General features: G+C 44.6%; 8 protein-coding genes. 2 read left to right on the top strand and 6 right to left on the bottom strand.

What is annotated here, in order from left to right:
* Positions 1 to 36: 36 nt before the first annotated feature.
* Both V6Z81_06090 and V6Z81_06085 read right to left on the bottom strand, forming a co-directional pair.
* Complete coding sequence (locus tag V6Z81_06090) at positions 37 to 7,209, bottom strand: cadherin-like domain-containing protein (protein MEG9862056.1); 7,173 nt, start codon at positions 7,207 to 7,209, stop codon at positions 37 to 39.
* Between the two features lie 840 nt (positions 7,210 to 8,049).
* Positions 8,050 to 10,944: a VCBS domain-containing protein gene (locus tag V6Z81_06085; GenBank protein ID MEG9862055.1), complete on the bottom strand. Its 2,895-nt coding sequence runs from the start codon at positions 10,942 to 10,944 to the stop codon at positions 8,050 to 8,052.
* Between the two features lie 266 nt (positions 10,945 to 11,210).
* Between V6Z81_06085 and V6Z81_06080 the strand changes: the two genes are divergently transcribed.
* Complete coding sequence (locus tag V6Z81_06080) at positions 11,211 to 11,711, top strand: hypothetical protein (protein ID MEG9862054.1); 501 nt, start codon at positions 11,211 to 11,213, stop codon at positions 11,709 to 11,711.
* An 8-nt stretch (positions 11,712 to 11,719) separates the two neighbouring features.
* On the opposite strand, the gene V6Z81_06075 is transcribed toward V6Z81_06080, so the two are convergent.
* The 3 genes from V6Z81_06075 to V6Z81_06065 all read right to left on the bottom strand — a co-directional run bounded on the left by V6Z81_06075 (position 11,720) and on the right by V6Z81_06065 (position 15,004).
* Positions 11,720 to 12,157 (bottom strand): PaaI family thioesterase, encoded by a 438-nt coding sequence (locus V6Z81_06075; GenBank protein MEG9862053.1) that lies wholly within the window; start codon positions 12,155 to 12,157, stop codon positions 11,720 to 11,722.
* A 610-nt stretch (positions 12,158 to 12,767) separates the two neighbouring features.
* On the bottom strand, positions 12,768 to 13,646 hold the full coding sequence (locus V6Z81_06070) for a DNA adenine methylase (GenBank protein MEG9862052.1): 879 nt from the start codon (positions 13,644 to 13,646) through the stop codon (positions 12,768 to 12,770).
* A gap of 41 nt (positions 13,647 to 13,687) precedes the next feature.
* Entirely contained in the window at positions 13,688 to 15,004 is a 1,317-nt protein-coding gene (locus V6Z81_06065; GenBank protein ID MEG9862051.1) for a hypothetical protein, read from the bottom strand.
* Between the two features lie 460 nt (positions 15,005 to 15,464).
* Here V6Z81_06065 and V6Z81_06060 point away from each other — a divergent pair, with 460 nt between their 5' ends.
* On the top strand, positions 15,465 to 15,872 hold the full coding sequence (locus V6Z81_06060) for a MarR family transcriptional regulator (protein ID MEG9862050.1): 408 nt from the start codon (positions 15,465 to 15,467) through the stop codon (positions 15,870 to 15,872).
* A gap of 290 nt (positions 15,873 to 16,162) precedes the next feature.
* On the opposite strand, the gene V6Z81_06055 is transcribed toward V6Z81_06060, so the two are convergent.
* A partial coding sequence (locus V6Z81_06055; protein MEG9862049.1) for a VCBS domain-containing protein occupies positions 16,163 to 20,393 on the bottom strand: 4,231 nt, incomplete at its 5' end.

The raw sequence follows: 20,393 nt of genomic DNA, 5'->3' as shown, positions 1-20,393 counted from the left end.
TAAAGGATCCAAAGAAAAATACTTAACATGGATTGATCAAATAATCTCAAAGTTATCTATAGTTAAATCTTCAGTAAAATCACGTAAAACCATTATCACTATTTCATTTGAAGGATCTTCTGTGAAATAGATAACAGTATCCTTTTTACTGGTGTCATTGCCTTGCCATGTTCCCCCACCACCAATATCACTATCTTGAGTCCAACGGAGATTGGCAGTAGATTTCAGAACGTCAAGAGCATCATCCTTTCTGTCAGCTGTGATTAAATTTTGAATACGAACAACATCCGCACTATCTAAGTCGACCCGTATCTTGTCATTTCCACCATATACTGTACCATTAAATGTTTCTTCGCCTGAAGCTGTGCCTGAACTGTAGTCGCTGACACCGTCGAATATTTTATTCCTAGTACCTACAGGCCCCTGATACAGCACAAAAATATCATTGCCTTTGCCGCCTTTTAGAGCTTTTGAAGCAGAACCCCCGTCTAATGTGTCATCACCATCGCCGCCTGATAAGTAGTCACCACCACCTCGACCAATAAGAATGTCATTACCATCTCCACCATCAAAGTAATCATAGTCTCCTGATCCAGCTATATTGTCATTACTACCGGATTGGTCCCTGTAAATGAATCTCTCAAAATTACGGAAATAATTGTAATTATCAGTCACATCCCCAGTGTCGTTTAAATTCACATCATGCCATAGTCGACTATAAGTGTAGTCTTCGGTGATGCCTGAAACCCAGCTTCCTTCTTCATTTTGCTTCCATTTTGTTGCAGATTCTGCATCAAATGAAACATTACCTGGGTTATTTGTGTCTTTGTGGTAGATGAAGAAATGACCACCACCTTCGGCACCATCATAAATACTAGTATTACCCTTAATGTTATTACTTTGAAATAAATATGAATATATCCAATCAGTTCCATCTCCACCAATGATATGATTGTTAAAACCACCGCCACCATGAATATAAACTCTTTCAAAATTAGTTATATAGTCAAATTCATCAGAGGCATCTTCAACACCATCGTCATTCAAATCAAACCACACTCGTATATAAGTATAATCATCCCCTTTACCTGAACTCCAAGTGCTATCAGCATTCATTTTCCAACGGGCATTATCCCCAAGATTTAAGTGGACAGAATAAAGTTTATTGTATTGTGATTGATGCCATTCTCCATAAGTATCATGCCCTTCACGACCATCAAGAATATCGTTACCTGCGTGCCCATATATTGTATCGCTTGAGTCTCCACCTGAAATAACATCAGCTTGTCTGGATCCATAAAACCTCAAGTATTCAATATTTTTTAAGTAGTGATATTCATCATTAGCATCACTATCAATGATTCCATCGCCATCATCATCGGCATTACCTATCCCATCATTGTTTCTGTCTACCCAAACACGGACAAAATTATATTCTCCATAATCTTGGTCATCTGAATCCGCTGAACTCCATTCTTGTTTAAAGGAATCAAACTTCCACTTGGTATCATCATATAGATCAAATTTAATACTATTTATGGAATTGTAGTTGTAGTTGAACCACAAAGCATCAGTCTGTAAGCCTCCATCAACGACGTCATTACCTTGTCCTGCAAAAATAAAAAATGTATCCCCACCTCCATTACCAAAGAGCCAGTCATTACCATGTCGCCCTCGGATTGATTCCGAGTTGCTAGATCCATAAAAAATATCATCCCCCGATTTACCTTCATAAATTTGTGTATTAAAAGAATTTACTTCGTTACCTATTATTGAGAGATCTTCATTATATTTTCTATTTCCTGAGAGCGAGAATTCCGTCGCTCCATGAATTGTGATATCCACAGTCTCGCTAAGAGTTTCAGCCCCTTTGGTGAAGGTGAAGGTGATTTGCTCCGTCAATGTGGCCAGACCTCCATCAGTGTCATCATCATCGCCGTCAAGAGCATTGACCCTAGCGTCACTGTTATTCAGGTCGTATGACCATCTGCCTTCCGAGTTATATGTCAACTCACCGTATTCAAGTGTAACCGTCTTAGAATTGTTTGAAACGACCGGAGCTGCAGTAACACCAACCGCCTTCGTAACACTCGTGAGGGTATAACCCGTCACGGAAGGGTCGGCTATGGCCACCTGACCTTCAGGGTCACGCATGGGGTTGTCCTCAAAGGCATGGTAAACCCCGTCAGTGATGCCGCCCGTTAACCCGATGGTCGGATTGACCAGGACTTCGTAGCCAACCGATGTCACACCACCCCTGCTGTCCTGAACATTCACAGAGAATGTTTCTGTTCCGGTGAAGCCGGTAACCGGTGTCCAGACCAGGTCCCCATTCGTGAACATGTAGGATCCGTTTGCAGTCCTAACAGAAATGTTTACCGACACGAATGATAACACGTCTCCCTCTGGGTCACGCGGCGGTTCCAGATTAATGGCGAGACTCTTCCCTTCAAACGTTTCATGGTCTCTAGGATCATCAACAACCAACCTGTTGACCGCAAATGTCTTGGTGGCGGTTTCCACCAGATTCTCAGCCTCAATCCTGGCGATAACCGTGATGCTGTCCGTAGTCTCTATAGTATCGGGAAGCGCTTGGATGAGCGTAATCACACCGTTGTTGTTAATCTGATAGTGGGTCTTGTCCGCTTCGGCCAGATCATAGGTGATTGTCTTCCCGGGATGCCGGGGCACGCTGGCGGTGCCTACGGTAGCCCCGATTACATCAGCCTGGACAATATTGGGATGGGCCACCGTACCGATGGTGATGTCACCAGCCACAAAATCGAAATTGGTCACAGCGACCGTGACATCCTGCTCTACCGGGGCAAGGGTTCCCGATCTCGCGACAATTGTGAAGGCATACGAATTTTTCGTTTCATAGTCCGGCGTTCTTTCATCCGCTGTTTTGTCGGTCTTGAAAGTCACCCGGCCCGTTATTCTGTCGATGTCAAACAGCCCCGCATCATCAGAGTTGTTCTGTTTGAGCGACCAGATAATCGGGGTGAGATCATAGGTTCCGTCCGCCGTATAGACGGCATCGGTTGTCAGCACCTCAGTGCCTTCGGGAAGAGCTGTACCTGTTGAGTCTGAAGTAATCTCGGGAGGCGTGTCATTAACATTGGTGACCTGAATGGCAACATTGGTGAAGACGGTATTATCCTCAGAAAGTTGCACTCGGACACTGAGCGTGTTCTTGGTCTCATAGTCAAGACTTGCCCCCGCCTTAAGCCTGAGTTCACTGCCGGAGATCTCGAACATGTCGTAATCGCCCGTTTGGGCAAGCTGTGGCGTCCCGGAACTGCCCCCGTCGGGATCGGTGAAGGTGATATCACCGACCTTGGTCGCGGATGTCGTATCCGCATTCTCATAGATCGAGGCAGTGGCGTTCTCTATATCAATGACCGTAGCGACATCATCATCCGCCGTCACCCGGATGCTGAGTGTTCCCTCCGCGCTGATCAGCTCGCCGTCGCTCACTCTGTAGCCGATCTCAACCGTGTGGTCTGCCCTTTCGGTCGAGGCAGGCCTGTAGACCAGATTCCCGATGTTGGCCGCAAGAACCGTGCCATAGGTGGAGAGGTTGGCCGAAGTCAATTCCGTCTCAGTGTTGGCGATGGCGTTAACAATAACCAGCGTGCCCTGTGACGGCAGCGAAGTGATGGTCACCGAATGCAACGTGTCCCCATCGGGATCAAAATACCTGAAGTCAGTGTCCCTGAAAGTGTGCACAACCGACTCATCGACTGTGACATCCGGCGTCGGTGACGCTCCTTGAACCGGCACCGACGGAGTTTCATTGACATTGGTCACCTGGATGGCAACATTGGTAAAGACGCTGGTGTTTTCCGCAAGCTGCACCCGGACATTGAGTGTCGGGTTGGTTTCATGGTCGAGTTCTGCCCCCTCCACCAGCCTGAGCACCCGGCCGTCAATCTCGAACAGGGCCGCATCGTCTCCCACCAGTTCCAGCGTCCCGGAACTGCCGCCGTCAGCATCGGTAATGTTGATATCCCCGACCTTGCTGTTGGAGGAATGAATGACCGTATTCTCATCGATTGGATCTGTAGTGTTCCCGACGGTAATGGCCGTTGCCAGTTCGTCAACCTCAACGACAAGGCGCCCTTTCCCGCCCAGTATATTCTCCAGCACGGCCGGGTCACTGATCTGTCCTGTGGACCCGTTAACACTCGCCGTCGTGGTGGCCCCGCTGCTGTCGGTGACACTGAGGACCCTTACAAACTGGCTGTACGTCATGGCCTGGTCAAACTCGATCCTGAGGGTGCCGCTGCGGTCGCCATGCATGCCCGAGCCGTTAAATTCAAGGGTAATGCCGGTGATGACGGGCGACCCGGAATCAAGACCCACAACAGCCTTTAGCACCAGATAGTCCTCACCGGATGACCCTACGGGTCTTTTGCCCCCGGAAAGGTAGGTTCCGACATCTTCAAGGCTCGTGTCGCTGCTCAGGACCTTCAGCTTGAGGACATCCTCTTCCCGATTGAAATCTTCAACAAGATCCACTTCATCATCGTCATCCGCGTTGCCGTCACCGCCATCTGCGGCACTGTATCCGGCCCCGACATGATAAGTGACGATGTCACTGTCCCCGGTATTGTCAGCCGCCGTGTTGCCGTCGAGTCTGATCGTGTCAAGCCCGCGCCCGCCGATGATCTCATCGGACCCGTCGGACCCGGTGATGTCGTCATCCCCGGCCCCCGCATCAATGTAGAGGTTTTTATCGGTGACATCGGAGAAACTCGCCGTGTTGCCCTGACCGATTTCTGTCGTTCTGGTGTCCTTGGCGACGACATCGGCAGTCTCGCGGAATTCAAAGACAAAGGGTTCCGGATCACTGGTATTATCACTGGCATCGGGACCGTCGCTGACGGTCAGGCTGAAATTTGTCAGAGCGCCGCTATCGGTGACGGTCAGGGTGACCGCCCCGTTTTGAAGATCGCTGCCGGTGAACGTTCTGCCCTCGGCCAAGGCGACGCCATCCTTCCTGACGGTGATCCCCGCCGGCAGTGAACTGATTTCGTATACCGGGTTGAGATTCTCCGTGTCGTCATCGGTGGCGGCGATGTTTTCCTCTGACAGAACGAACGTGCCGGTTTCGCCCGGGCTGATCAGCAGGGTCTTCCTGGTGAATTCCGGAGGCGCATCATCCACATCCGTCAGGTTCACCGTGACGACATGGGTGCTCTGAAGTGCGCCCTCCGTGGCTGTGACTTGAAAACTGAATACCGGCTTGGTCTCAAAATCGGCTTCGGTTGTAAGCCGGACAGCCCCCGATGAGGGATCAATCGTGACATAATTCGTCCCCCCCGCAGTATAGACACCACCACCATCAACATCACCAGAAGTGACCGAATAGGTGGGCTCATCTCCTGCCACATCGGAGGTTGCCGAAGCCGTGAAGAACGCATCCGTGCTGTTCTCCGCCACCGTTTTTTCGGTTTCGGTGTTGTTGAATACCGGCACCTCATCATTGAGGTCGTTCACTTCGATCCGGACCGCCTGAGTGGACTCACGCCCCCCTGCCGTCGCCTTGACCGTGAAATTGTAGGAAGTTTTAGCTTCATGATCCGGCGTGGTGTCAGCTGCAAACCACACTTTACCGCTACTAGCATCAATCACAAAATCATCGGCATCGTCAACGCCCACAACCAGCGACCAGATGATGCTGCTCGTATCCACGTCCGTATCCAGGTCCGCATAACCCGCCGCCGTATAGACAATATCGCCCGTGGCCTGCCCGTTGACCAGCTGATAGCCGGCCTTTGCCGTGTTCTCGTCAATGGACGGGACGGGCCCAGTGAAGGTGATTGTGGGGTCTTCATCATTGAGGTCGACAACCGTGAGCGTGATCTCTTTCTCCTGAGGGGTAAGGGTGCCCGATGTCGCAACAACGGTGAAGGTGTAGGCAAAGGTGTCGCGGGTGCCTTCGATATCGGCATCAGGCGTGGTGGTTTTCTTGAACATCACCGCACCGCTGGTCGCATCGATCATAAAGAGGCTTTTCTCCGCATCCTTCAGCGACCAGGTGATAGGGGTCATGTCATGTTCACCATCTGCCGTATAAACGACATCACCACTCGCCCCGCCCGTGATGGCCGTGTTCTCCACAAGGGCGACACCTGCCGTGCCGGGGCCGATCGTGGGAAGTTCGTCATTGAGGTCGGTCACATCGATCGTGACGGTCTGCTCCGACCTCACATCTCTCGACTTCGCCACAACCGTAAAGGTGTAGGAGGAGTTTGTCCCATCGGCGTCTGGTGTGATGGTTTCCTTGAACCGCACCTGACCGGTAGTCACATCGATCATGAACGGGCTGGTATCCTTATCCTTCATCTCCCATTCAACAGCGATCAGGTCAGGGCGCGCATTGGCCGTGTAGATGACATCGCCATCCGCCCCGCCCGTAATGGCCGTGTTCTCCACCAGGGCGGTGCCCTTGGTGCTGGAGAGAAACACGGGGAGTTCATCATTGATGTCGTTGATCCTGACGGTGACATTAGCCGCCGTCCACACTTTCGTGCCGTCCGTTTCCGTCGTGCCGTCCGAGACCCTGATTGACAGTACAACTTCAGTGATCGTATCGCCGTCCAGACTGTCACCGCCCGTATAGGTGACATTGCCTTCCGCATCGATGGAAAATCCGGTCACGGCGTTGCCAAGCTGGTCCCTGGCGCTCTCGATTTCATATTCTAACGTGTCGCCATCGGCATCCATCGCAGCTATCCGGCCGACCTGCTTCGTAACCGTATCCGAGCCCCGGGCAACCTCATCGATGTTAAGCCCCGATGGGATCGTGCCAAATTCCGGCAGGCTTTTCTCGCCTGCCACTTCAAACCCCTTATTAAGAAATTCTGTGACAAATTCCGAAGACGTGTAAGTCCTATCTGAAACCTCATAAGTGTAGTTAGCAAGCCCCTGGATGCTGATCACAACATCATTGGTATCATCTGTATCATCATCTTTCAGGATCACCTTTATTCCGATATTGGAGCCGAAGAAAGAGATATATTCAACATTTTTGGCCGTGAAACCTTCTTTAAAGACAATCTTGTTCGCGCCATCATTATCATTGATGGTGACATTGCCGGCGAGATCCGCCATGACGTTATAGGTGTCGTCACCCGCACCGCCATCCAAAGGAGTTGTGCTGGACGGTGTGCCGCCCACGTCAATCGGTGTTTTTACTGGCATCTGAAGTCTCCCTATCGAATTTAGTTTCTGACCGTAATATTCCTTTAAATATTACGTTTTTATAAATGTTATTATTACATTATTGTTTTTGTCAATTATTATTTATATGTTTTTTTCATTGCGCAGCTACCGTCTAACTATTTGAATTTATACCAGATTTGTCGGTGACCCGACCGCCCGAACCACAAAACTATAGATCATGAATTTCTAATCATGACAGGATTGGTCACGCAGGAAGGAATGATATTTGGAAATTGTATGGCCTGCCTTGGTCTTGGAGGGGCAGGCATGAACGTGGCCATGCAAACGAAAAACCAACAGTTAGAGTAAAGCACCATTCTTACCAACCGAAAAATGGCAGAGTTAGAAACAGGTGTATAAATTCCTACTACGCCAGAATTACCTGCAGGGGCGGTAGGCCGTAAGGTTGAATTTATTGAGGAAATGGACGTAAAATCCGATTCGGGTAAACTGTCAATGACATAAATCACCGCTCCATGCCGGAACTAGCCGATGCCATTGGTCACACTGATACACACTGTAGTCCCGATAATAGGACGGGACCGCAATACGTCTTGGAATATTATTTCACAAACAGGTCTGTAGTCGCTTACCAGTCATTAACTTACAAGTCATTAATACGTAACAATCAGTGGAGAACACATTCTCATGTGAATTTCTGCAATTATCATCTATGACGATTGATTGGCGACGGTGGAATCAGTGAGGCCAAAGTAATCATTGATTATTGTTGTGGTAAGCTTGGAAACAAATGACTGAATTTAAAACATTGCTTTGTCTTAATGGTGAGTCACGAGCTGATTATACCTAATAACCCGATTATACAACTTCGAAACTGGATAAGGCCAGCTCGTCGCTATAATCAATCAGAACCATCAACACAATATCATCACCTGTATTGAATTCAGTGCCATTGGTGTCATAGATGATAGTATCATTTATATGGCGTTGATTATGTGCATGCCTCACGCCGTCAGCATAGTCATAATCCCTGTCCTGAGTCCAACGTATACTCGCAGCATTTTTTAACGCTTCCAGTGTGGTCTCATTCCCCGCGCTTGTATCCACACGGATGCGGTCATTTGAACCTATTGGTGTGCCCGAATTGAAGAAACCTAATACTTCGTCAAGATTAACCTCGCCTGCGACTTGGGTCTCCTGATAGAGCACATAAATATCGCTACCAAAGGAACCATGCAGCGAGTCACGACCGGCACCGCCAAACAGCGTATCATCGCCAATTCCGCCAAACAGCAAATCATTTCCAGAATCACCATATAAAATGTCATTGTCATCACCGCCAGAAAGGTAATCATCACCTCCACGGCCTTTAAGAATATCATTTCCGCCTCTGGTAACAAAAACATCAAAACCATTTGAACCTGCTATATTATCATCGAAGTCTCCGGTACTACTAAAAGTGAACCTTTCAAAATTTCTGATATAATTATAACTATCAGATGGATCATCTACACCATCTCCGTTTGCATCATGCCAAATTCTTATATAATTGTGGTCTTCCGATTCACCTTCCGTCCAGATGCCATCCCTATCTAGCATCCACCTTGTCGAGATATCAAAATCAAAGCTAAAACTATGAGTATCGACAACAATTGAGAAATTATCATTACCTCCGCCACCGTCATAGATACCGTTATTATTCAAGCCGGAAATTACAGAATCATTATTTGCTCCACCAATAATGGAGTTATTGACACCGCCAGCAACATAAATACTAATTAGTTCAAAGTTTGTAATATAATCAAACTCATCACTTGATTCAGCCAAACCATCATCGTCAAGGTCATACCAAACACGGATATGGGTGTAGTCGGACGATGTCCCGGATGTCCATTGGCCGTATGAATCTTGTTTCCAACGTGTTGTATCCTGAAAATTTAAGCGGAGTGAGTAATTGTCGGTTGACCGTTCTGCACCAAAAATATTTGATGAGACATAAGTATCAACACCAGAACCACCATCCAGAACATCATTACCGGCCTGTCCGATAAGCCTATCGTTACCACCCCCACCGTTTACTATGTCATCGCCAGCATGACCATTAATACTATCATCACCATTGCCCCCGGTAAGAACATCATCTGATTTTGAAGCAAAGTAAATGTAAAGCCTTTCAATACTAGTAATATAATTGTATTCATCGCCAGCATCGGCGACACCGTCACCGTTGCTATCTATCCACATTCGAACATATGTATAATCATCATAGTTCAATTCTGTGGAATTAGCTGAAACCCAACTTTGCAATGATGCATCAAATTTCCATTTGACATCATCATTAAGATCAAAATGAATTGTGAAGTTGTAGCTTCCTGAATATGAAGAATTGACTAATAACCGATCATCACCCTCACCACCATCAATAACATCATCACCCTCACCTGTGACCATAAAAATAACATCATTTCCACCATAACCGAATAGCCAGTCATCACCGAGATTACCATCGATAGTATTTATTCCAGCTGATCCATGAAAAACATCATCCCCATTGCCACCCTCTAAGATCCGCGATGGATGAAGGTTATCAGCGGAACTCAGTGACAAAGATCCGGTTAGATGGCTATAACTAGAGTTTGTATTAGAAAATACACGGTCCGTTGCACCATGTATTGTTATATCCAAAGTTCGATTCACAGTGCCGGCTTCATTAATACCGTCTGTCGTCAAATCATCAGCGCGACTATAGGTGAAAGTGACCCGTTCCACCAATGTACCCGCAGTGCCATCATTATCATTATTCACGTCACCATTAAGGGCATTAACCCTGGAATCGTTATTGTTCAAAGCATATGTCCAGTTGCCATCTAAATTGATTGTCAGTGTGCCATATTCAAGGGCGACCGTAGTATTATCAGAAGTAACTAAAGTACCAGTAGCTGCATCCGCATCTTTTTTAACACTTAACGCATAGCCTGTCAGTGTGGTATCAACAAGAGCAACCCGACCTTCAGGGTCGCGCATGGGGTTGTCCTCGTAGGCTTCTTCAGCACCTGTGAAAGCAATAGCATGGACAGTGATCGCCATTGTGGTTTCCATGCTATCCGAAATGCCATCATTAACTGTAAATTGGATATTGGCCTCGTATGGTGCATTATGGGGTGCAGCCTGACTATTTGCTGGTGTATAGATAATGTTTGATATTTCAGCTGCAACAATAACCTGATCGGTACTAACGGCGACACCGTTAAGAGTAAGGGTACCTCTACTCGGAAGCTGGGTAATGGTTATAGATACCAGATCGTCACCATCCTCATCACTATAACCAAGATCATCCCTAGAAAAAGTTATTGGCGTATTAATATCGGTAACTTGTGCGACTGGAATAGCCCTGGGTATCATATTTGCAGGTCCAAAGCCTTCGCTAAATTCTGAAATGAAATTCGCGTTGGTATATTCAATTCCATTTACGGAATAACTATAATTATCAAATTCATAAATAGTGATTATAGCACCCGTATTCAGAGTTACCCGATAGGCCAGTGTCGGAACACCATCCTCAGGAGAATATTCTGTAATTCTCCTAACACTTACATCAGTGTTGAAAACAATCTTGTTGTTGGTTTCTGAACCCGAGTCATTGATAGTGACGCTCTGATCAAGGTCGTTATGGATGGTATAGGTGTCGACACCCGCACCACCGTTGAATGTCTGGCCTGGAGTTGCGCCTCTTTGGATTTGAATCGTAGCCATCTGAAATTCTCCCCATTCTAAAAGTTTCAGTCATTTTCGAATCAATATATCCACCTGGTCAATAAATTATTTATTTAGTAATATTTATTATTTATAGTATTTACATTATATCACTAATCTAACTGGCTATATTTATTGACTTTTTATGAAACAGGAACCTGGATGAAATATATTTGCTGATGTGAGTATTTGAAATGCTAAGCAGATAATGAATCCCTGATAATGAGCGATTCGCCTGAAACCTAGACTTCAGAAATGCTAGAATTATGATGGGTGTGGTCGCGATCTTGATGATTGTGTTACCAGAAAACAGCCTGCCCGATCAATCTGACATATTCTGGATACTTTTCGTCATGATTGCGATCCTGTGCTCCACAGCGGAAAACATCATCCTGGCGGCAAGGTCAGCTGTAGCTTTGGGGCCGGTCCGGCTATCGCTGGGAATGAATACTGCGGCAGTATTGATAACCGGGCCCATTGTATATTGGTCAAATAGTTTTGTCTGGCCAAGCCTGGAGATGTCAGAAGTTGATATAGCTTTGGTAGGGCTCGGATTAGGGTCCGTAATAGCTTATACGATGTTTATCCACGCCGTGAGCCGTTACGGACCGGTTTTTGCCAGTCAGACAGGCTATATCGTAACCTTGGCAGGTGTATTCTGGGGGCTCGCGATCTTTGATGAGGTTCATACGCTCTGGGTCTGGGGCGCATTGGTAACAATGATCATTGGCCTTGTGCTGGTCAAACCCCGGAAAATCGATCAATAAACCATTACTCATAATGCCTCCTTACAATACATAGTAGCGCTCATCTTTGCCAGAAGTACCCGGTCATCACCATCCAGACCAAATGCTTCACCATCAGTAAACACAATACGCCGCCCTGGTTTTGTGACTGTGCCGATGAAGAGGATAGACACTTGGCTGGCAGGAGCTAAGAAAGTCGTTTTCAGTTCAATCGTCATGATTTCATTACTTTTCGGCGTCAACGTCATAGCGGCTAAACCGCATGCACCATCCAAGCCCGTGGTCAATATTCCGCCATGTAGAAAACCCATCTGCTGGGTGTAACTTTTGTGCTTGACCAGCAAAAGCTCAATTTGACCCGGGGCAATACCATTTAACTCCATACCCAAGGTGGCTAGTGCAGTCATGTGAGTAAAACTTTGGCGTGTATCATCTTCATAATTTGGGTTTATAGGATCAAAACGCATGGTTATCACTCACTACTATTACATGTTTATCCTACTGTTTACGTGACTAAATTATACTCGGCAAGTGTATAATATCAGACACGGCAACAACTTACTTGATATTACCCATCCTTATGAAAAAAAGACTACTTTGTTCCACGAAACGAAGTTCATAGACAATAAAGTTATCTTGAAGTGGGAAGCATTCATCTCTGTTTGACTGCTGGTTAGATGGAACATTACTTTCACGATTCGCAAATTTTACCACCTGACAGCCGACCGCCCTGAATAGTAACGCCCGTTACCCGAACCGGGCAAATATTACATATTGATTTTGCGAGATATAATTACGTTACGCTGTATGCCGTGATATAGAATTGATCAAACTTATCATATCACGAACAAATGGTGTTGGTGTGGGTATAGAATGTTAGAATTACAAAAGACATCCAAATGGGATTCCTTTTGATGGAGATTGGGAACCCACTCCCGAAAGGAAGTTTCTAGTTGAACCGACCTGTCATAATAAACCAAATGGACAGGTTGCATGTGGCAACATTACCGCACTGCATTAATTTTACTAACATTGCGAGTGGACCAATGGATGAAGGCATGTCACTTCACATTTTAATTACAGTATTGCATATCCCCTTATTGGTGTTATTTGCCTTGATCTAATGTCTTGAGGAATTTTTAATCCTTTTGAAGGAACTAACAACTCCTTCCCAGTGCGTTTGGTATGGACAGAGTAATATATATCAAATGTGAATTGTCTATAGTTTTTGTAAAGTCTCCGTATTGATGGTTCGTTATCGTATGTGACTATCCATGGCTGATTGAGATTCCCAATTATTCTTGAAACCTCCTCATGGTCACTGGGAAGATAGAAACTCGAATATAACACTGATCCTTTTTTGTAATATGGCGGATCAATACAAAAAAATGAATTATCGGGGAATGATGTCTTTTTCATGAATTTCACGGCATCCAATTTTGATAAATAAATCCGTGATTTATATAGTTTAATGCGATTTATACGTTTGATCAGTGTTTCTTTGTTAAAGCGACAATCGATTTTATAATTTCCTTCTTGATTGAGTCCACCAATGACGCCGGCTCTGGAAATAATTCCTGAACGATTTACCCTATTCAGAAAAAAGGTCGAAAACCCTAATGATAACGGGTCAGAAATGTCTTGTTTTATATGAATTTCACGTTGTTTATACCATTCATCTACAGTCACATTTGTATCGTTAATCATTCCAATAAATTCATCGGGAAACTCAAGTAAGATGTGCCAAAAACTCCAGATAGAGGGGTCAATATCATTTAGGTAAATATCACTAACATAGCCATCAAACATGAGTTTGAGTGCTAATCCCGCACCTCCAGCATACGGTTCAACATAACTATATAAATTGAATTGATTTAAGTTGATCACATTCGATATAAAGGGGGCAATCGATGATTTACCACCTGGATATCTTAGCGGGGAATAACTTTTAGGCATATCAACGACCGTAGCAGATTATAGTGTAATAACTGAAAGAATTATGAAACTCTATTAATAATTGCATCTTCAACTAACTTTGAAATCAGGGGGGTTATTGTTTCAAAATCATTATATAGTTGTGGGCCGTTAAATGATCCGGATGTTCCATCATGTTTAGTTGTGTTTCCATTGCGTGAAATTCTACCTAATGCTTCATTGATCGATTTTGAGTTATTTTTAATAACCAAACTATTAATTTTTGATTTAGAAAGAAAAGAAATAAATGGAGTATTTTCATTTCTACCGCATATAGAGGTTAAAGTCTCTAAGAAACACCAGACACCGACAGTTAGCATACATTCATTATCTTTTATATGAATCTTACACAAAGAATTGTAGAGATGCATTAATTTATAGTTATTAAGTGCAGATAATGATTTTTCAAGGTTTTCATCATAATATAAATTTATAAGGCTGGCAGCTTTGCTTGTTTTCTTACTTAGTCCATTAGCATTGGATCTTCCTAATTCTTTTGTTTTATTTTTTTTCGATAACTGCAACTTTAATGTATGAATTTCCCACGCCTCTACGGTTTCATTGTCTATGCTGTCTAGCTTATTATACTCTTTCAAATATTTTGCAATGTCTTTTGACTTAGCTCTGGTGTTAATTTTTTTACCAGCGACATCTCTAATAAATTTGTTTAAGTAAATTGCAATATCATTTCTGCTTCTTGTTGTTTTTATTATTCCAGTTTCCTCAAAAGATAATTCCCAAATTAATTGAAATGGTCCTGCCGTGACATATCGTTGAACAGTGGATAGGCGTCCTTTTCTTTCTGCCGGTGTTATCAGTCCAACGCGGTCCGCGAAATCCATTAAATAAATCGCATGAACGTTTTTATTATATCCCGTGTTTCGGGCTTTTTCCTCGGCACCCCATTGTCTTCTTCCCCGACCACCATCCTCACCACCGTGTATTCTATTTAACCAAAATTTAATTCTATCTTGATCTTGAATAATTGCAGCACGAATTGTTCTTATGGTATCTGTCTTAGGTAATTTCGAGAATCTTTTCTTTAAATTTTCCGGAACAAGATCAGGATCGTTTAATAATTTTATTGCACATAGCCGTCTGTTACCCTCCGCACAAATGTAATGGCCACTGTTATTTGATGGAAATACGATGAAATTATCTCCTGGATTTAAACCAGACACAGCTATGTCTTCAGCCAGAAAAGAAATCTTTTCCTCTTTACATAAGTGTTTGATCACTTCTTTTTGATCATTGATGCGTCTATGTCTTGGATTGTCGGGGTTTAGATGAATTTTTGAAACATCAATTTCTTTGAAATCGTCGTTAGTTATCTTTTTCATTGTAAGATCTCTCCAAGTTAACAGCCCTGACATAATCACGATGTCATAAAATGTTGGTATAGCGTATTAATTAAATTAGGTAGTTCAATCTAACCAATGCACCAATTTAACAACAAAGGATGCATCGGCATAAATGCCCCATCACATCCGGTTTGAATTGCCTTTTTAATATATTTTCTAAAGAAAACAAATATAAATTTGTCGAGTATGGGATGGGTAATATAAGGTGGTATTATTTACCTTTTGTTAGATTTTATAGACTTATTTCCTCAAAGATAATATTGCCTAACATGTTCTAAAGAAGTTTAACCCCTTATATTATTTAGATTATATTGTTTCTATATTGTTTCTATTGATCTTGCTTTTCCATACCATTACCTTATATTTTCTAATGCAATATATACATTTATATGCTCATATATTAAACTGTGCTGTTATTTAACAGGTGCGATAACTCCTCATGAACAAAGAAATTGCTACATTTAGTTTAATGCTATTCCGCTTGCGATATGAATGGCGCGCCCTGCTTAAGGACGCCATTAAGGATTGCGATATATCTCCGGAAGAATGGCTGATTTTGATTTGCCTTAAATCTAATAAGAGTCTTGACATGACAACTTTGTCAAATCTACAGGGCATAAATATGCCAAACGTTTCAAAGAACGTGGACCGACTCTCAAAAAAAGCACTCGTATATCGAATCAATGACCCAAATAATAAACGGCGTGTTTTAGTACATTTATCAGAATTTGGGGATGAATTACTGTCGAATGTCGCCAACAATGTAAAACAATACCGAAATCAATTTAAAAATAAAATGACTGATGATCGATGGATAGAAATCAGTAATAAATTAAATAAAAATTGATATTTTTTGCTTATTTTCAAATAGCAAATAATATATCATACAACATGAAAACTGAACATAATTGACAGAATATCGTTAACATAAATTATATATGGAAATAATATATATCAGATGGCTGACGCGTATGTGGATGGAAAATAGACCATACTATCCTGGCAGGCAGGGGAGATGGGAAAGGCCATTTATAATTTAGCATCATATGTTATAGGATGGGCGAAAGTTTGCTGCCCTATGGCAACCCTCCCCCAGAAGTATCGGAGGAGCAGATACACGTCCCGAGGTTATGCCCCTCAGGCGACTTCAGGTTCAACGATACTGAAATCTTCGAAAGCCAGGGTGTAATCCTGCACCACCACCAGCGCGACATTCGTTGCGCCACTGGTGTCATAGATAACGGTGTCATTATCACTGCCTTCATTCTTACCATCTCCCTTTAGGTTGATGGCACTGTAGTTAAAACGCTCAACGGAAACATCTATATCGAGTATGTCCTCCAGGGCATCCAGCAAGTCAGTTGAAGTCCCGGCATCAATTCTGGCCTGAAGAGCCGCCAAGCCACCTGATACCTCGACCTCGATCTTGTCGTTCCCGCCCTTTGTCTTAGTATTGTAGCGGTGGTTTCCTGATGTCGTGCCCGAACTGAAATCACGGATATCGTCAAGGTCGCCCAGAACCCCATCCAGATTGAGGACGAAAGTATCGTTGCCCTTGCCCCCGATCAGCAAGTCACGGCCCGCACCGCCCGCAAGCGTGTCATCCCCGGCCCCGCCGTTCAGATTGTCACTGCCGGCACCGCCATCAAGATCGTCATTATCAGCACCACCGGTCAGCCTGTCATTGCCGCTGCCGCCCACGATGGCCAGTTTTTGAATATTGGTGATGTAGTCGAATTCGTCCGTGGTATCGACATTGCCGTTGCTACCAAGATCATACCAGACTTTGACATGGGTGTGGCCATCGGATGCCGATCCGTCATCCCAATCACCATCGGTATCCTTCTTGTAGAGGGTTTTATCACCAAGATTTATGTGGATCGTATAGGGGTCTGATGACCGCGCCCCATAGTGAGAGATATACGTGTTACTGCCAGACCCGCCATCGATCTCATCGTCACCGTTTCCGCCGCCAAGATGATCGTCACCGCCGCCGCCGTTGATCACGTCATCACCGCCGGAGCCATGAATCGTGTCATTCCCGGCTCCGCCGTCAAGGACATCATCCTGGGTTGATCCCAGGAAGGCGGCAATTTCTTCAATCCCGGTCAGATAGTGGTATTCATCCGTAGTATCTTCATCACCGTTACCGTTGCTGTCGACCCAGATGCGGACATGCTTGTAGGTGGCGTAGTTCTGGTTCGATGATGTGGCGGAACCCCAGCTTTGCGTTGAAGCGCTGTATTTCCACCTTGTGCCGTCATTCAGGTCAAACGTGACGGCCTTGGTGCTTGTGTTCGTCTCTTCGCCGTCATAGTTGAAATACAGCGCATCGCCCGTACCCGCGCCACCATCGACTACATCACTGCCCATACCGGCGCAGATATAGAACATATCATCCCCGCCGCCGCCATCGATCCGGTCTTTACCATCGCGGCCAAGGAAGGCCTCGGCTCCGGAAGAGCCAGTGAGAACATCGTCTCCGGAACCACCGGTCACGGTCAGTGTTTCGGTGGTTGACGTATGGGTGGACACATAGGTCAGATCTTCCGTGGCAGTACGGTTGTTTGCCGTGGTCACGTCCGTAGAGCCGTTGATTTTGATCTCAAGGGTTCTGCTAAGAGTGTCGGATTCATCGACATTCGTTGTTGATAGATTATCAAGGCGTGAATAGTAGAATGTTACCCACTCTGATAATCTGTCTCCACCGTCAAGGGTATTTACAGATGTATTGCCATTATCCAGTGCATAGGACCAGCTACCACCCTGATTGACCGTCAGCGTTCCATAATCGAGGGTGATCTCGGTGTCATCGGTTGCTATTACAGTTGAACCGACTATGAGGCTATAGCCTGTCAGCGTCGTGTCTGCGAGAGTTGCCTGCCCTGAGGGATCACGCAATGAATTGTCTTCATAAGCAGAATCAGAACCTGTAACGGTAATGGGATGTTTACGGACATCGAAATACGCCATTGTGAAGAGAGTGGCGAAATCTTGCAGAACCATGAGAACAACATCATCACTTTTATCATCAGTACCTCGAGTATCATAGATGATAGTGTCGTTCAAACTGCTATCATTATAATAATTTCTGTCTCCTTCAACATTATCATAGTTATAGTCACTATTTTGTGTCCAGCGAATATTGGCGGCTAATTTCAGGGATTCTAGTGTGGTTTCATTCCCTAAATCTGTGTAAACACGGACTTTATCATCTCCACTTTCTGTATTTGTTCCACCATAATATTCTGAAATGTTAGCTGAACTGAAATCTAGAACCTCATTAAGATTGCACATTTTAATGCTGTGAGGCCCCTGATAAATCGCAAAATAATCATCTCCCTCTCCACCAATTAGCGTATTTCTGCCCGAACCACCAAATATCAGGTCATCTCCCCGGCCCCCAAAAATATGATCATTGCCACCGCGTCCACTAAGTGTATCATTTCCACCGCCACCACCTAAGGAGTCGTTGCCTACAGAGCCAGTAGAATCGTAACCGAGGTTTGAAATCGCATAGATTTCATAATTTTCAAAATTTCGAATATAAGTGTAGTTATCAGATTCATCATCTTCACCATTCCCATTACTATCCAGCCATATCCGAATATAGTCATTTAATGATGGGCTATTCACTTGCGTCCAAATATTATCAGAATCTAGCCTCCACCTTGTTGTAGTTTCGGCATTAAAGGTTTCACCTAAAATATTATAATTTAATCTAATCGTATCCTGTCCATCACCACCATCAAGAATGCTATTACTTTCCTGTAAATCCACATCTAACCTATCACCTTTGCTTCCCCCAACGATGTGATTGTAATTCCCACCATTCACAAAAACATACAACTTTTCAAAATTGATGATGTAATCAAATTCATCAGTCGTATCTTCCACACCATCATCATCAAGATCGTGCCATATCCGAAAATGAGTATAATCTGGCGTTGTCCCAGACTCCCACGCATCATTGTCATCATTAAACTTCCAGCGAGTGTTATCCTCTAAATTTATATTTAGTGAATAATGACTCCCTGCACGCCAGCCAGATAAATGATAAGTATCAATACCACCGCCGCCATCAACAACATCATCACCTGCTCCACCATGTATCCCATCATCACCACCTCCGCCGTTTATTACATCATCACCACCACGGCCATGAATATTATCGCTCCTACTACCGCCTTCAATGACATCATTAGAAATTGATGCATTGAATAATGCCATTCGTTCAATATTTGCCAGATAATTGTATTCATCATCAACATCGGGGAGGCCGTTACCATTGCTATCTATCCACATGCGGACAAATGTGAAATCACCATAATTCGTTGAAGTTGAATCAGCATTCGACAACCAGCTTTTAGTAAAGGGATCGAACTTCCACTTAGTTTCATCATTAAGTTTAAATTGGATAGCAAATGAATTTGTTCTGTACGAAGGGTGTTTATTAAATGTGATACTGTCGGCATCCCCTGTTCCACCATCATATACATCATTTCCTTTTCCTATGTTCATATAAAAGCTATCGTCACTGCCATATGTATATATCCAATCATCGCCTACCCTGTCATAAATGCCGTCAGAGTAATTTGATCCATGGATTACGTCGTTACCATTTCCACCAGTTAAACTCCAATACGAGTCAACAAATAACATATATGATAAATCATCAGTGGTATCTCTATATTCCCTAGGAGGTTGTTGGCCTCTTTTATCAGTAGCTCCATTGATGGTGATATCTATGGTTTTGCTCACTGATGCAGCCTCATTGATATTTGTTGTCAGCGGGTCATCAGCACGGCTATAGGTAAATGTGATCGATTCCGTCAATGATCCCAGATTTCCATCATTGTCATCTTCATCGCCGTCAAGTGCGTTGACTGCGACATTGGTATTATCCAGCTCATATGCCCAGTAGCCGTTCTTATCGACGGTCAGTGTGCCGTATTGAAGGGTGACGGTGGTGTCATCAACCGTTATGGCTGTGCCGGCGGTCTGGAGTGATGCCTTTTTGACATGGAGGTCGTAGCCCGTCCGGTTGGGATCGGCGAAAGTCAGCTGCCCCTCGGGATCGCGCATCGGGTTGTCTTCGTAAGCCGCATAGACCCCTTTGGTTGCACCCCCGGTCGCCTCAAGGGCTGGATTAACAGTGATGGTGACCGGTTTGGTCTTTTCACCGCCCTTATCGTCGATAATTACCACATCGAATATTTCAGTGCCAGTGAAGGTGGACAAGGTTGGCGTCCAGACCAAATTTCCTTCCGATGAGATTGTGAAAGATCCGTTTGTGGTGCTCTTCTGATTGCCTTCAACCGGCTTGAATTCAAGTGCATCCCGATCCGTATCCGTATCGGGTAACGTG

Source organism: Parvularculales bacterium, from assembly GCA_036881865.1.
Classification (GTDB): Bacteria; Pseudomonadota; Alphaproteobacteria; order JAPOUT01; family JBAJNM01; genus JBAJNM01.
The sequence above is the reverse complement of the archived record's forward strand: the minus strand, read 5'-3'. Positions and strand labels throughout refer to the sequence as shown.